The sequence below is a fragment of the Methylomonas sp. LW13 genome (genome assembly GCF_016865255.1).
Lineage (GTDB): Bacteria > Pseudomonadota > Gammaproteobacteria > Methylococcales > Methylomonadaceae > Methylomonas.
Map to the genome: position 1 here is coordinate 1,346,508 of NZ_CP033381.1, position 15,555 is coordinate 1,362,062.

Annotated in this window: 12 protein-coding genes; 5 read left to right on the forward strand and 7 right to left on the reverse strand. The window is 54.8% G+C overall.

The genetic code is table 11. From position 1 onward, the window contains the following. Positions 1-100: 100 nt before the first annotated feature. From JL719_RS06015 to JL719_RS06035, 5 genes are all read left to right on the forward strand, one after another. On the forward strand, positions 101-1,954 hold the full coding sequence (locus JL719_RS06015; RefSeq protein ID WP_033158885.1) for a peptide-binding protein: 1,854 nt from the start codon (positions 101-103) through the stop codon (positions 1,952-1,954). A 15-nt stretch (positions 1,955-1,969) separates the two neighbouring features. Continuing rightward, positions 1,970-3,046, forward strand: coding sequence for an ABC transporter permease (locus JL719_RS06020; RefSeq protein WP_033158886.1), 1,077 nt, complete (start codon positions 1,970-1,972; stop codon positions 3,044-3,046). Then, complete coding sequence (locus JL719_RS06025; RefSeq protein ID WP_033158887.1) at positions 3,039-4,220, forward strand: ABC transporter permease; 1,182 nt, start codon at positions 3,039-3,041, stop codon at positions 4,218-4,220. The genes JL719_RS06020 and JL719_RS06025 overlap by 8 nt, the downstream gene beginning before the upstream one ends. Beyond that, the gene (locus JL719_RS06030; RefSeq protein ID WP_033158888.1) at positions 4,217-6,190 is read left to right on the forward strand and encodes an ABC transporter ATP-binding protein; all 1,974 of its coding nucleotides are present in this window, start codon (positions 4,217-4,219) and stop codon (positions 6,188-6,190) included. Before JL719_RS06025 ends, JL719_RS06030 begins: the two co-directional genes overlap by 4 nt. 298 nt (positions 6,191-6,488) lie before the next feature. Then, positions 6,489-6,764, forward strand: a complete 276-nt coding sequence (locus JL719_RS06035; RefSeq protein ID WP_129871358.1) for a hypothetical protein — start codon at positions 6,489-6,491, stop codon at positions 6,762-6,764. Between the two features lie 170 nt (positions 6,765-6,934). On the opposite strand, the gene JL719_RS06040 is transcribed toward JL719_RS06035, so the two are convergent. The 7 genes from JL719_RS06040 to JL719_RS06070 form a co-directional block, all read right to left on the reverse strand. Then, a complete protein-coding gene (locus JL719_RS06040) occupies positions 6,935-7,972 on the reverse strand; it encodes an IS110 family RNA-guided transposase (RefSeq protein WP_129871317.1) in 1,038 nt (345 codons plus the stop codon). 822 nt (positions 7,973-8,794) lie between these two features. After that, positions 8,795-9,058 carry a hypothetical protein gene (locus tag JL719_RS06045; RefSeq protein WP_033157974.1) on the reverse strand — a complete coding sequence of 88 codons (264 nt, stop codon included), beginning with the start codon at positions 9,056-9,058 and terminating at the stop codon, positions 8,795-8,797. 688 nt (positions 9,059-9,746) lie between these two features. Continuing rightward, entirely contained in the window at positions 9,747-11,141 is a 1,395-nt protein-coding gene (locus JL719_RS06050; RefSeq protein ID WP_033158012.1) for a sigma-54-dependent transcriptional regulator, read from the reverse strand. A gap of 91 nt (positions 11,142-11,232) precedes the next feature. Beyond that, the gene (locus JL719_RS06055) at positions 11,233-12,657 is read right to left on the reverse strand and encodes a sensor histidine kinase (protein ID WP_033157973.1); all 1,425 of its coding nucleotides are present in this window, start codon (positions 12,655-12,657) and stop codon (positions 11,233-11,235) included. 58 nt (positions 12,658-12,715) lie between these two features. Continuing rightward, positions 12,716-13,738 (reverse strand): PIG-L deacetylase family protein, encoded by a 1,023-nt coding sequence (locus tag JL719_RS06060; protein WP_033157972.1) that lies wholly within the window; start codon positions 13,736-13,738, stop codon positions 12,716-12,718. 20 nt (positions 13,739-13,758) lie between these two features. Further along, positions 13,759-15,222, reverse strand: a complete 1,464-nt coding sequence (locus tag JL719_RS06065; RefSeq protein ID WP_225893039.1) for a carbohydrate porin — start codon at positions 15,220-15,222, stop codon at positions 13,759-13,761. A 5-nt stretch (positions 15,223-15,227) separates the two neighbouring features. Further along, a complete protein-coding gene (locus JL719_RS06070; protein WP_033157971.1) occupies positions 15,228-15,554 on the reverse strand; it encodes a P-II family nitrogen regulator in 327 nt (108 codons plus the stop codon). Position 15,555 lies beyond the last annotated feature (1 nt).

Sequence of the window (15,555 nt, forward strand, 5' to 3'; positions counted from 1 at the left end):
GGCGGCTTTATCGGCGAACCCCAAACCGATGCGGATAGTGCTAGCCACAAGCAAAAGCGTCGCTCAAGTTTCTGTTTAATTTCTGCGAAACATTGGACACATGCAAACACAATCCTCAACCCGAGACTGGATTCTCTATGCGCTACTCAGTTTGACCATTTTGTTGGTCGTGTTGGCGATGTACCAAATCGATCGGCAATGGCTGAAATTGAGTGAAATGCAAGCCGCGCTGTCTGAGCAAGCCAAGGATATGCGCGAACTGCGCGGGGCTATCGCCTCCGGCGCGATTGCCGCAAACGCATCATCAAATTCGACGAATAGTGGCGAAGTCGCACAAGCATTTCAACGCGCTCATACTGCTACTCGTATGCCGGATTACGCCCAAGGCGACTGGAGCGTGGAAGCCTTTGGCACCAACCTCAAAACCATCACGCCGCTGGTGTCCAGTGATGCTTATGCCTCCAATGTACAAAGTTATGTGTTGGAAAGCCTAATCACCCGCAACCCCGACACCCTGGAATGGGAGGGTCTGGTCGCCAAGGACTGGACGATTAGCGAGGACGGTTTGGTGATTACTTTCCTGATGCGCGAAGACGTCAGTTTTTCCGACGGCAAACCCTTAACCGCCGACGACGTAGTGTTCAGTTTCAATTTCATTATGACTGACGCGATCCAGGCGCCGCGCGAACGGGCCTACCTGGAAAAAGTCAAAAGCGTCAAAGCCAACGGTAAATACGAAGTGATGTTTACCTTCAAAGAACCCTATTTCGAAGCGTTGTCCCTGGCTGGTGGCATAGGCATCATGCCCAAACATTTTTACGAGCCGTACTTGAAAGAGCCGCAAAAATTCAACGAGTCCAAAGGTTTGTTATTGGGTAGTGGCCCTTATCGATTAAACGATCCGAAAAACTGGACGCCGGACAAAGGCAATATTGAACTGGTCCGTAACGAGCGTTACTGGGGCGACGTGCAACCGTCTTACCATCGCATTCTCTGGAAAATCATCCAAAACGATAGCGCCCGTTTAACCACCTTTCGTAATGGTGATATCGACTCTTACTCCGCTAGACCGGTCGAGTATCAAGAGCTGAAAAAAGACCCACAAATCCAGGCCAAGAGCCAAAACTTCGAATACATGCCACCGGTCGTCGGCTATAGCTACATCGGCTGGAACCAAGAGCGCGGCGGCAAACCGACCCGTTTCGCTGACAAGCGCGTGCGGCAAGCCATGACTTATCTGACCGACGTCAGCCGGGTAATAAAGGACGTCATGCTGGACTACGCCGAGCCGGCCGTCAGTCCGTTCAGTAAAACCAGCAAGCAGCACGATGCGGCTTTACAACCTTATCAGGCGGATCTCGACAAAGCCAAAGCCTTGCTTAAAGAAGCCGGTTACCAGGACAAGAATGGCGACGGCGTATTAGAAGACAAGGCCGGGGCGCCCTTTGAGTTTAAACTGACTTACTTTCAAGCCAACGAAGACACCAAACGCATGGTGTTGTTGCTGAAAGACTTGTACGCCCGCGCCGGCGTCAAGTTGATTCCCACGCCGCAAGAGTGGCCGGTGATGCTGGAAAATCTGGACAAAAAAGACTTCGATGCCATCACCCTGGGTTGGACCAGCGGTATCGAAACCGATTTGTACCAGATGTTCCATAGCTCACAAGCAGTCAGCAAAGGTGATAACTACGTCAGTTACAAAAACCCGGCCTTGGACAAGTTAATCGACGATGCCCGCCGCACCGTCGACGAAGGCAAACGAATGCCGCTCTGGCAGCAAGCCGAGCACATTCTCTATGAAGACCAACCCTATACCTTTTTGATGCGGCGCAAGAGCTTGTTATTTGTCGACAAGCGCATCCACAACCTGCAAATGACCAAACTGGGTTTGAACTTCGGCTCCCTGCCGCTGGAAAACTACGTGCCGCTGGCGCAGCAAAAATACACCCAATAGGCCAAGGATTCGCCGATGTTGACTTACCTGTTGCGGCGTTTGCTGTTGATGATCCCCACCTTGCTGGGGATTACCGTGCTGGTGTTCAGTGTGATGGCTATGTCGCCGGGCGGCATCAGCGCCCAGACTTTGATCGGCGGCATGGACATGAAGCCACAGGAAAAACAGGCTTTGCTGGACTATTACAACAAACGCTATGGCCTGGATCAGCCGGCACCGGTGCAATATCTGCGCTGGCTGAACAATGTTTCGCCGATTGGCTTTGTCACAGACCCCCAAGGTCAGCGCGGCGAGTTTTCCTTCAGCAAGGGCATGGACTTGGGTACCAGTTTTCAATACGGCCGGCCGGTATCGGACATTCTGGCCGAGCGCATTCCGATTACCTTGCTACTCAATCTGGTCACCCTGCCGTTTACCTACATCATCGCCATCATGGTCGGCATGAAGGCCGCGACCCAACGTGGCAGCGCTTTCGACTTGGGCGCCGGCATGTCAATGTTGGCCTTGTGGTCGATTCCGACCATGTTGGCGGGCGTCTTACTATTGGGTTTTTTTGCCAATGTTCAGTACTTTCAATGGTTCCCGACCGCCGGCATCAGCAGCCGGGAAGCGCAGGATATGCCCTTCCTGCCGTATTGGGACGAGGGCGGCTTTGTAAGAGGTTTCTTGTTGGACAGAATCTGGCATCTGATCTTGCCGGTGATTTGCCTGTCCTACGGCGGTTTCGCGGCATTAACCAAACTCACCCGCACCTCGATTCTGGAAAACCTGCACGCCGATTACGCCCGCACCGCCCGCGCCAAGGGTTTGGCCGAAACCGACGTACTGTGGAAACACGTATTCCGCAATAGTTTATTGCCGTTGATTACCGTCTCGGCCGGCTTGCTGCCCAGTCTGTTGGCCGGCTCCTTGATCGTGGAAAATATTTTCAGCATCAACGGCATGGGCCAATTGGCGGTGGAAGCGGTGAAAGGCCGCGACCGAGAGTTGGTGTTGTCGATTACCTGGATCAGCGGCTTTCTGACACTGATCGGCTATCTGATCGCCGACTTCTGTTACACCCTGGCCGATCCAAGGGTGAGTTATGACTAAGCCCGTGATTAGCCGCGAATCTTTTTCTGCGCGTATCTGGCGCAAAACCCTGGCCGGCGTTGGCGTTAAATTTGGCTTGGGCTGGGTGGCGCTGTTAGTGTTCTGTACGGTGTTCGCGCCGTTTCTGGCCAACTCCATGCCCTTGCTGATGAGCAAGGACGGCGTGATTTCCGCACCGGTGCTGGAATACCTCAGCGTCGAAGACACCTGGATCTTGGCCAGCTTTTTCATTGCCCTGGTGGTTTACCGGCTAAACATAGACGGCGGTAAACAGATTCTGTTGTTTTTATTGGGTAGTGCTGTGGCGGCTTTGCTGGTTAATAGCTTCGTCAAACCGCCGGTGCTGGTGATCTACGACGATTTCCGAAGCGCCGCTTACACGCAAGTCGATTGGAAAATCATGCCGCCGATTCCCTATGCCCCCGTCGATTATCTGCGCGACTTGGGTAGCAAGGGCCTAGAAGCCCCCTTCGCCACTGAAGGCCACACGCATTTAATGGGCACCGAAGAAAACGGTGCCGACGTGTTAAGCCGGATGATCCATGCCTGCCGCATTTCCTTGAGCATCGGCCTGATTGCCTCTGGGATTGCCTTGGCAATCGGTATTGTAGTCGGTGGCTTGATGGGCTATTTCTCCGGCGTCGTCGATATGCTGGGTATGCGGCTGGTGGAAATCTTCGAAGACATTCCGACGCTGTTTCTGCTGCTGACCTTCGTGGCCTTCTTTGGCCGCAGTCTGTACATGATGATGGTGATTATCGGCGTCACCGGTTGGTCCGGCTACGCGCGTTACGTGCGCCAGGAGTTCCTGAAGCTGCGCAAACAGGATTACGTGCAGGCGGCGGTAGCCAGCGGCTTGCCGCTTACCTCAATCTTATTCCGACACATGCTCCCCAACGGCGTCGCACCTTTATTGGTGGCGGTCAGCTTTGGGGTAGCCGGGGCGATACTGTCGGAAGCGACCTTAAGCTTTTTGGGCTTGGGCGTGGTCGATGCGCCATCCTGGGGGGCGATGCTGGATCAGGCCGTCAAATCCTCGACCTTTAACTGGTGGATGGCGGTGTTCCCCGGCGGCTCTATCTTCATGACGGTGTTTGCCTACAACTTGATCGGCGAAGCGTTTCGGGATGCCATCGATCCGCGCTTGTCGGATAAGGCCGGGGTCAAATCATGAGCCAGCCCTTGTTGGAAGTTCGCAACCTGCGCACTTATCTAAGGTCCGGTGGCGGCGAAGTCAAAGCTGTGGACGACATCAGTTTCAGCATCCCCAAAGGCGAAACCTTTTGCCTGGTCGGTGAATCCGGCAGCGGCAAGTCGGTCAGTGCTTTGTCGGTGATTCGCTTATTGCCGGACGGTGTGGCGTCGCACCCCAGCGGCGAGATTTTGTTGAACGGCCAGGATTTGTTAAGCCTGGATGATGTCGGTATCCGAACGGTGCGTGGTTTAAAAATCGCCATGATTTTCCAGGAGCCTATGACCTCCTTGAACCCGGTGATGAGCATCGGCGAGCAAATCACCGAGGCTCTGCAATTGCATCATCCCGATATGGACGACGCCGAAGCCACCGAGCGGACTATCAAGGCCTTGGAGCAGGTGCAAATTCCCAACGCCGCCAGTCGCTTCCGCGACTATCCGCATCAGTTATCCGGTGGCCAGCGCCAGCGAGTGATGATCGCTATGGCGCTAGCCTGCCAGCCGCAGTTATTGATCGCTGACGAGCCGACCACCGCACTGGATGTGACCGTGCAAGCGGAGATTTTGCGCCTGATGCGCAAACTCCAGGACGACACTGGCATGAGCATGCTGTTCATCACCCACGATTTTGGTGTGGTGGCGCAGATGGCGCATTGGGTGGGCGTGATGCAGCAGGGTAAACTGGTGGAAGTCGGCGCGTGTAAATCACTACTGCGCAACCCTAAGCATCCCTATACCCAACAATTGCTGGCCGCGGTGCCGGAGAATCTGGCCAAACCGGGCAGGGCGGCCCTAGGTGCCAATCCTTCTGTTCCCGAAACCGCCGAATCGCCAAGCGCGGAAAATCTAACTATTTCACAGGAGCCCGTCGTAATAGCGAGAGCAGAACCCTCTCCCCTCGGGAGAGGGCAGGGTGAGGGGATGCAAATCAATGCTTCACCTTACTCGCCCCCTCTGTCGGATGAGTTGCTGAGTAAGAGCGATAAAAAACTGCTTTCCGTACTGGAGCGCGCCGGCTTAAGGCTACAGTCAACGCAAAACGTTTCGATGAACTCCCCTCACCCTAGCCCTCTCCCGGAGGGAGAGGGGACTACCAGCTCGGCTCGGATAGATGTGGATAGTCATAAGAGTTCCGCTCAAATAGTGACGAAGCAGGGCGAGCCGCTACTGCAAATCCGTGATTTGAGAGTCTGGTTCCCCATCAAAAAAGGTTTGTTCCGGCAAACCGTCGACTATGTAAAGGCCGTGGATGAAGTATCGCTGGATATTCCGCGCGGTGAAATCGTCGCCTTGGTCGGTGAATCCGGCTGCGGCAAAACCACTTTGGGCAGGGCGGTGTTGCAACTGGAATTGCCGACGGCCGGCAGCATCCGCATCGACGGTCAGGAACTCACCGGCTTGTCCGCCCGCGAACTGCGGCCGTTGCGCCGCAAGATGCAGATTGCCTTTCAGGACCCGCAATCTTCGCTCAACCCGCGCTTGCTGGTGGAAACCACGCTGATCGAACCGATGAAGGTGCATGGCATCGGCGCCAATCACGAACAGCGTATCGAACTAGCTGGGCAACTGCTGGAAGACATGCAACTCAGCCGCGAATCCTTGTGGCGCTACCCGCACGAGTTCTCTGGCGGCCAGCGCCAGCGCATCGGCTTGGCGCGGGCTTTGGCGCTAAATCCGGAGTTTGTGGTGTGCGATGAAATTACCAGTGCGCTGGATGTGTCGGTACAGGCGGAAATTTTGCAATTGCTGCTGGATATTCGTCGGCGACGGAATCTTACCTTGTTGTTTATCACGCATAATATTGGGGTGGTGGAGTATCTCAGTGATCGGACGGTGGTGATGTATAAGGGGAAGATTGTTGAAGAAGGCTTGACTGCTAAGGTTTGTGGGGCGCCGGAGCATGCTTATACTCAGAGGTTGTTGGCGGCGGTGCCGAGGTTAGTGGTATAGGGGGAGCTGGCATGATATACGGAAACTTTTTAATCACTTGTTAGGCCTCACAGCAATGCTTTTCGGTCACTCGTCGGGCCTTGCAATCGAAGCAGTGCCAGGCCCAGAGGCTGGGCTTCCGCGCTTCGTGGGCAGCAGCTTGGCAGGAAGGATGCAGGTCCATCTAGCCGGTCGCATCGTCGGCGACTTCAACGAGCCATGCTGCGTCTTCAGGCCTCTAGCGGATCACTTGACCACAATCTGTGCTTGTTCGGCGGGCTTGTGGCACGAGAGTCTGGACGGACTCAGGCCTTACGAGATGTTTGAATCTCTCGACCGGGCCTGCTTTCAGGGTCAAAAGGAACCCTACCCAGCTGTCTTCAATCTGATGGGCTTCCTGACGAACGTCTCGGAGTGCTTCAACAACGCAAAGGGGTTTGTCGTGGCACCAAAACCCGGTGTCCTATTGACGCTCGTGCAACTACAAGATGACGTGTTCTTCTCATGCGAGATTACTGTCGCTGAGTGGTGCGCTGCTTCAGCATCCTTCGCAGCATGGCTACTCGACGAAGAGCGCGCGCATGCCGCGGGTTGAGGCCTAGCCAGCGTAGGTACGATTAGCGATAGCGTAATCGTACGCATGTTTTGGAATATGCCATGGCTTATTTTGATGTCGGGTCTCGGCCCGACAGCCGAGATACTTTCTTTTGCTTGGCCAAAAGCCAAGTAGATACTCTGTTCAAAAGCAACAAATTTCATCATCTTTTACTCGGCGATGATGGATTCAGGGATGGCATAAAACCGCGTGTTATCGAACGGCTGATCGTGCTTCAACATGCCATGGATCGCATGCAGTAATTTACGCATGACGGCGCAGACGGCTTGCAAAGGTTTCTTGCCGTTGTCGATCAAATGCTGGAAATACGCTCGCACATGCGGATCGTGCTGTTTGGCACTCAAGGCCGGCATATACAACGCCGAACGAATATGCCGGTTACCGGCCTTGGATAACCGCATTTTCTTGTGTACGCTTTTGCCCGACTCAAAGGCCTTGGGATCGAGTCCGGCAAACTTGACCCATTCGCGATGCGACAGGTTGGGCGGCAATAGCAGTAGTTCGCCCATCAAGGCAATGGCGCTGGTTTGGGCAATGCCTTTGATGCCGGTCAACAGGTCGAATATTCGTTGCAGTTCCGGATGCTGGTCGATCAACGCCAGCGCCTCGCCAGCCAACGTATCGATGCGTTTTTCCAGCTGACTAATCGCCAATTTGGCATCGCGTAGTAGGGCCTTCGGCGTTTCCTCGGTCGCACTCAGCGCATGTAGATGATTTTTCGCGGCGGCCTTCTGACCGGTTAGCGCGTCGATACGGCGAGCATAGCCGCGCAAAGCCAGCGCTTGATTCGAAGGACGAGTCCAGGCGACGAAATCCATGCGCTCGACATATTCGGCCAAGGTGTTGGCATCGACGGCGTCGGTTTTACTGTTTTTCATCAATACCTTAGCGAAGTGATGCGAAGCCTTGGGATTGACCACCATCACAGGTACACCGACGTCGTGTAGCGCAATAGCAAGATCGAAATGGTAAATACCGGTGGCTTCCAGACAGACCTTGATGCCGGGTAATTTGATCAACTTATTCACCAGACGCGCACGGTCGCTACGAGTATTAGCATATTTTTGCGGATCGAACGGCTTGCCGTTCTTGCGGATCACCAGCACCAATTCATCGGCGCCCACATCCACGCCGGCAAACAGGCGAGGGATAGATTCAGCGGTGGTGTTGAGCGGGTGGTTCGTCATAATCGTTTTTGAATACAGTTAAAGGGAAGTACACTATTCACCGGTTCCCGACCCTGCACATGCACCTACCTTCCTTGTGTATGCAGGCTCTAAGCCTCGGATACTCCACGGTATGGGTGAATAGGGCGGGGGCCAATCTACACGACAGGCTCTGGTAAACCACCAGTCCTCAGGGTGGGACGGCCTCCCAATGAACAATCACAGCTTAATCGGTTTTTCTGGGCTATCGGTTGTTAAAATTCATCATACAAGGGTGGGCACGGTTTTTTGTGCCCACGCGGTAATTAGGCTTTCGCCTTTTGTGTCGCTAACGCGACGGCTTGTTTTAATGTCGGTTCGCGGACCGACAACCGCGATACTTTCTTTTGTTTGGCCAAAAGAAAGTATCCAAAGAAAAGGCCACCCGGATGCCGCTTATTCCCTGCGCTCCGTAGCTTTTGAACGGGGTTGCCGAAAGGGCCTTCCTGCCCCTTCGGCAACGCGCCGCATCCCTGCATCGCCCCTAACGTGCTGCTCCGTTCAAAAGCTCCGGTGCTCGGCGCGGCATGCGGGAAGAAAACCATCCCGATTTCACGGTAAGGTCGTAAGGCGCAATTCGTAGGGCGTCAATAGGCGTAGCCGTATTGCGCCGTATGTTGGCTTTAAATCATTCGGCGCATTACGCTATCGCTAATGCGCCCTACAAAACTTCGGGTCCTACGCATGCAAGTCGGCTATCTTGCCGATTTGCTCGTTCAAAAGCTCCGATGCTCGGCACGGCATACGCGAAGAAAACCACCCCGATAAAACCATATGCAGGAATAATCGTAAGCGTTTCCGGCTTTAGTCTGCGACTCGGCATTGCTCCGGTTTCCCGTCTTTGAAGGACGGCGAGATACTGATCGGTTCGGTCAAACCTTTCATCAGCAGCAGGTAAGCTTGCTGGTCGATACACACCTTATTGAGTTTCCAGGTTCGGACCTGGCCTTGAAGATCGATGTGTTCGATACTGATCTGCTCCAGCGGCAGGGAGCGGGCTTCTGGAGGCTTGGCGTAGCTAAGTTGGGTGATGGTGGCCAGTAGTGTACTAAAAATTAATTTTCTCATGGGTGGACTCCGGGGTAAGTTTCAGAACAAGGCCGTAAGGGGTTAATAGACGTATCCGTCATGGGCTGTCTGTTGGTGTTAAATCATTCGGCGCATGGCGCTATGCTGCTGCGCCCTATAAAAACTTCGGGTAGGACGGACACGATTTTTGTACCTGCGCGGTTTGATTGTTCGAGCGCCAGGTGTCCGGCTTTGGTCGCTTGGTGGTTTGAATTCGTCGGCGGGAAACCCCGCTTGGTTATACTGGGATTTCTTCTAAATGCGTCGAGTCTTTTTCTCCACGCTTCGCCAAAATAACTCGAGCTATCTCGCCGCGAGCTCGTTAATTGGCGTAATTTTGTGCAATCGCTGAGTGCCGAGCGAGAACGCCCCACAAATTTGTCGAATGCTGCGCTTCGTGAACACAGCTATCGGTATGGTCATGCCAATTGAGCCATCCTGGTGCAAAACAGCCGGATTTTGGTTGTATCTGGTGCAATTCTGCCGGCGTTTTATCGGCTGCAAATCGCATAAGTCCATAAAAATCAAGGGGTCGGCTATTTGGCATCAACCTTGCTCCACTTAGATTGTGTTGTTACTCCTACCTGTTCTCATGTGTGGACGTGGCGCTCTGTTTGGTCGAAGTTCTTCGGACAGGCAGGGCGCATTTTTTTGTCCGCGCCAAATCAATTCCGGCCCGTCCACCCGCTTAAAACTTACATTTCAAATGATATTTCTGCACGCGGTAGCGTAGGGTTTCCCGGGTGGTGCCGAGCATGCGCGCCGCGCCGGTGACGTTGGCGTCGTTGCGATTCAGGGCTTCCTGAATGATGAATTTTTCCATTTCGTGCAGACTGATGCTGCCGTCCAGCGGAATGAACACGCCTTCCTGATTGACTTTGGCGTTGTGTGTGGCCGTCGTCGCTTGCGGGGCTTGTAGCTGCAACCATTCCACCGGCAAATTATGATCGTTGGACAACAACACGCAGCGCTCCAGCACATTGTGCAGCTCGCGGATATTGCCGGGCCAATCGTAGCTTTTCAGCATCTGCCAGGCTTGCTCCGGAATGTGGCTGACCGACTTGGCCGATTTGCGATTGCATTCGGCGATGAATTGCGGCACCAATTGATCCAGGTCCTGCTTATGTTCGCGGAGGGCCGGCATGCGGATGTTGATGACGTTTAAGCGATGATACAAATCGCGGCGGAACAAGCCTTCGGCCACTTTTTCCACCAGGTCCAGGTTGGTGGCGGCGATGATTTGTACGTCGATGCTGATCTCCGCTTCGCCGCCAACCCGGCGGATGCGTAGATCTTCCACGGCTTTTAACAGCTTGCTTTGCAAATCCAGATCCATTTCGCCGATTTCATCCAGAAATAGCGTGCCGGTGTGCGCCTGTTCGAACAAGCCGCGATGGCGCTTTTTGGCGCCGGTAAAAGCGCCGGCTTCGTAGCCGAATAATTCGGCTTCCAGCAGTTCCCGCGGCAGGGCGGCGCAGTTGATTTCCACCAAGGGCGCGGCGGCGCGGCTGCCGGAATAGTGCAGAATTCGGGCGATCATGCCTTTGCCGGTGCCGGTTTCGCCGCTGACGATCAGGCTGGAGAACGGGACGTTGGCGATTTGTTTCAGCATGGCCCGCAGCTGGTTCATGGCCGGGCTGGAGCCGATCAAGCTGTCGATGCTGTATTGATGGTTCTGCGACGCGGTTTGCTGCTCCAGGCGGCGTTGGGCGCGGGCGCTGCGGGCGGCGCCTTCCACTAACAGATTCAAGCGGTCCAGCGAGCAGGGTTTTTCGATAAAGTCGTAAGCGCCCAGGCGCACCGCGCGCACCGAATCGGCGACGCTGCCGTAGCCGGTCAGAAACACCCATTCGCTGCTGCCGATTTCCGGTTTGAGTTTCTCCAGCAAATCCAGGGCGTTGCCGTCCGGCAGGTTCATGTCCGATAACACCACCAGCGGGTCCAGCGCTTGTCCGCTGAGAAACTGTTCGGCTTGTTGCAGGGAATGGGCAATACTGACTTCCCAGCCACCCTTGCTAAAGTAACGCGCCAATTCGGAGGCTAACAGGGCTTCATCTTCAATAATTAACAGGGTATTGGTCATCATGGTTATGGCTGGTTTGCGAGTTACGGCATTGTATGCGATTGACGGGTATTCGCCGGCGCATTGCTGGAATTTGTGCGGGTGTGTCGTTTCAAGTCAAAGGTAAGCTCAGGCTGACCCGGCCGTGGCCGGCAGCATCGTTGTCCAGTTTGAGCTGGCCGCCCAGATCTTTGGCGAAGCGCTGCACCATCACCAGCCCCAAGCCACTGCCTTTTTCCTTCAAGCTGACAAACGGACGAATGCCTTGCCGCAAAAAGGCCTCATCGAAGCCGTCGCCGCTATCAATTACCGTCAGCGACAGGCGCTGGGCGTCTTGGGCAATATGCACCGCTACGCTACCGTTGCGGGTGCCGATGGCCTGCACAGCGTTTTGCAGCAAATTTAACAGGGCTTGGCGGAATTCGATTTCCGGCAGCATCAAGGAACTGTCGGCTTTGCCCTGCACCGTAAATTGGATTTTATCGGTGGCCTGGTATTTGAATAGCGTGATCAAGTCGTTGACGACTGCATTCACATCGGTAGGCTGGGCAATTTTATTGCCATGGCGCGCCGAGCTCAGCAGGTCGTTAAGGTGGTTGGTCAAGCGTTGCACTTCGCTATGCAATAGACCGATACGCTGGCGCAGATCGGGGTCGATGGCTTCGGACAGCAAATTTTCCAGCGCAAATTGAATAATCGCCAGCGGATTGCGCAATTCGTGGGCGGTGCTGGCGGCCATTTCGGTCAAGGCCGCCAAGCGCTCGGCTTTGGCTAGGCGCTGGCTTTGTTCGAGTAAAGCGTGACTGGTCTGCCGCACTTGCTGCTCCAGACGATTGGTGTAATGCAGATGCTCCTGTTCCAGTTCGATCAAGTGCTCGACCAAGTGATTGTAGCGGTCGAACAAGTCCCGCAAAATCGGATCAGCCGTTTCGCGCGTGATCGGCTGCTTCACGCCTTCCGCCAGGCCGGACAATAAATCGCGTAGCGCATCCAGCGGCTCTAACACATTGTTGCGAAAAAAATAATGGCCGATCCAAAACAGCAGCAGCGGCAAAATGACCGCTAGTTGCAGTTCCAACTGGCTGTCGTCCTCAACGCCGATCAGCATTTTCTCTTCTTCGTTGGTTTGCCGATCCAGGACTTGCCGGATCATATTCACGGAATCGATCAGCGCCTGCGGATCGCCGTTGCTGGCGGCGGCGAATTTGGCTTGCAGGGTGTTCAAATCGACCGAGACCGTGAAATCAGTGCCGTTGTTGTGGGCTTGCAGTAAATCCAGCAGTCGATCTTGTATGTCATTCAGGTGTTCGGCGGACAGATCAGGGTTGCTGCGATGCAAGGCCAATTGCGATTGCAGCTCCAGCAACTCGAAGATTGTTTCTTCCAGGTGGTGGCCTTTGCCGATGTCGGTTTCTATGGTTTGGATGCGTTGATGATTGCGCCAGGTCAGGCGGCCAATGGCCAGCAGTTCGCCTATCACCAATATGCTCATCACGATCGTGACGAAAATGACCGGACGTAGCAAAAGTTTTAGCATATTCGAGATCTCAGGTTGTTGACGGCCAAGCGCAGCGCCAGTTTGCGGGCAGATCCTTTCAAATTTTACGCCGACTCAAGGGATGATTATCAAATGTCTTGCGTACCTGCCGCCAATGCGCCAAAACCTGTTCGATACGGTTGCCGTCGTTGGGCTTGAGTAGGGTAAAGCACTCGCTGCTGCGCACGAAGGCCGACAAAAAATCGCCCATGATGCGTTGCTGGGTTTTGTATTCGGCCAGCGCAGCCCGCTTTAAGTTGATTTGCGCGGGCGATAGATTGACGCAAGCCCGGCTATGGCCGCGCAGCGGCAAGTCAGCGGGCAATACCAGCGGTTGATCGCTCCAGTCCTGCGCAATGCCCCAATTAGAGCCGGTCGGCCAGCCGTGTTGCCAATGAATCAGATAGGCCAGTAATTTGGGTTGTGGGCGCGGTGTCGGGGTTTCCAATAGCCACTGATGGACGGCCAGCAGCGTAAACATACCCAAGCCGGCATGGTCGGAATCGTTTTCCATCACATCCGGGAAGGCGATGATCGTCGGCTTGGTGTCGCGCAGAATGGCTACCAGCTCGTTGAGTAGATCTTGGCCGTCTTGGGCCAGTCCGCGGTCTTCCGCTTCCCGGTAGGGGACGTGGTCAAAGCCGGTATATTCGGAGCGCATCGGCTGGTTGCGCCGCCAATGCGAGATTAACGCTGAGTAGATACTGCCATCCGAGAACCCGAGTAAATCCAGATGGATAAAGCCATTGCCGAGTAGCTGAGCCGCGCGCCGCGACTCTTCCAGCCGCTTTTCGCCAAAGTCCAGATAATCCGCTGCCGACGGGTTGCGCTTCCCGCTGTCCAGCATCACCGCGCCGACGTAAGCATCGCCGGCGGTGACGACCGAGCTGCGCACTGTGCCGCCGTTTTGCAATACTTGTTGAATCAGGCCGGCCGCACTCAAACTTTCGTCGTCCGGATGCGGCGCCAGCACCAGCAGGCGTTCACCCTCGCCAATTGCCAAAGATTGTTCCGCGACGCTAATGTGCGGAGTAAGCAGTAACAGCAGACAAATGCTTAGATGCTTTAAAGAGGGGGGCATGGGAACTCCTAAAGTGTTGCCTAGAACTCAAAATGCGCTCTGACGCCATAGACATCAACCGGTCCGCGGTCCGCGTTATAGGCCGGATTGGCAATGTGCTGGTAATCCAGGGTCATCCAGGCCGAAGGAAGCAAGCGCAATTTGTAATAAATGTCCACCACTTGCTCGGGCCGGTAACGCAGATTGCCGTCACCGATAAAACCGTCCACGCCGCCCAGGCGCAAATACTCGGCATGTCCGGCGGAAATCCAGCTGCAAGCGTAAGCGACTCCGAGAGCATCGTAATGCCGGCCCCAACTGTCGCCGCCGATTAAGCTGCCGAAGGATAGCGAGCGATCCGCCGAGGTATAGGAATACACTTCGGTTTTGCCGTCGCTGACCATGCCGCGTAAAAACACGCCGACGCCGTCGATTAACTGTTGTTCCAGATTAATGCCTATGCCGGTTTTGATGTTGGCTTTGCGCACCCAGCACAGATCCGGGGCGCTACTGTTCGTAGAGTCGTAATTGAAGCTTGTGCAATTGGCGGCGTTTTGCGCCGAGTTGGCTTGGTAGGCAGCGATGGCCTCGTCCCAACGACCCATCCGTTCCCGGTTCCGGTAGGCTAACAGCCTGACCGCACCCGGTTGTTTAAATAGGCTGTGGCGATGCTCGATTTCCATTTGATCGCCGTAATATTTGAACATCCGAAAATCCAGCGGCAAGTCGTTCGGATTTTGTGGCGTGGCGAAGCGGCCCAATCGGAAGGTCCAGTCGTCGAAATAATATTCGGCCGCCAAACCGACGCTGTAGCCGCGGGCGTCGGCGGCAAAATCGTATGCGGCATTGGTCAGAAACGCCATGTTCAGAAACTGCTGGCGTAAATCGGCGGCGTAGCTGTTTTTATCGAAAATATCCAGGATACTGAGATTGCCGCCGGTGATCACCAAGCGCCGGCTGTCGGCATTGCCCGCCAATTGCAGTGGGCCAGAGCTGACCGCATGGTTGTCGCCGCCCAGATTAAAGGTTTGTTTTAAGTAAAAGCGCGATTTATACCAAGTTGCGCTGACCGAGCCTGACTTTTGCAACTCAAAGTTTTGGATGCTGCCGCCCAGGCCTTTCAAGTCCGACAAGGGCAGTTCGGAAATCATTTCCGGCGCCAGATAGATTTCGCCGCCTTGCCAGGCCTTTAAGCCAAAGTAGGCCGTGACGGTGCCGGTGAAACTGCGTTCGGCGTTCGGCAGCAGCGAGTGCGGCGTACCGTTGAGGTTGGTGTATTGGGCAGGGAAGGCCGGTTTCCAGCTGGATATGTAAGTGGCCTGGCCATAGGCATTCCAGTGTTCGTCGACCATATCGTGCAGGTCGTGGTCGGCCAGCAGCTGCATAAACGAAAAGTTTCCGTCGTCGGCAGCAGGCTGTAATTCCTCGGCATCCGCGTTGGCAAAATAAAGCGTTAGTGCCAGCAGTGTGCCGTAGAAAAATGCCGGGAGAGATCGATGGCTCATGGGGTTCAGCCCAAATCCTTATCCCGTTCGCCGCTGCTGACGCGGCCGCCTTCCAGCACGTCCAGAATATACACCTTGCCGTCGCCATGATGCCCGCTATGGGCCGTGCGCATGATAGTCTCGAAAATAATCTCCACTAAGTCGTCGGGTGCGAAGATCTCTAGGCGTTTTTTCAAGAGAAACGGCTTGTAATCTTGGCTGTGCTCGGTCCGCTCGCGGCCGAAGCCTTCGCAATCCATGATCGACATTCCCGGAAAACCCGGTATTTCCAGTAATGCCATCGTGATCTGGCTGAGCTTGTGCGGCTGCACGTAGGCGCGAATTTCTTTCATA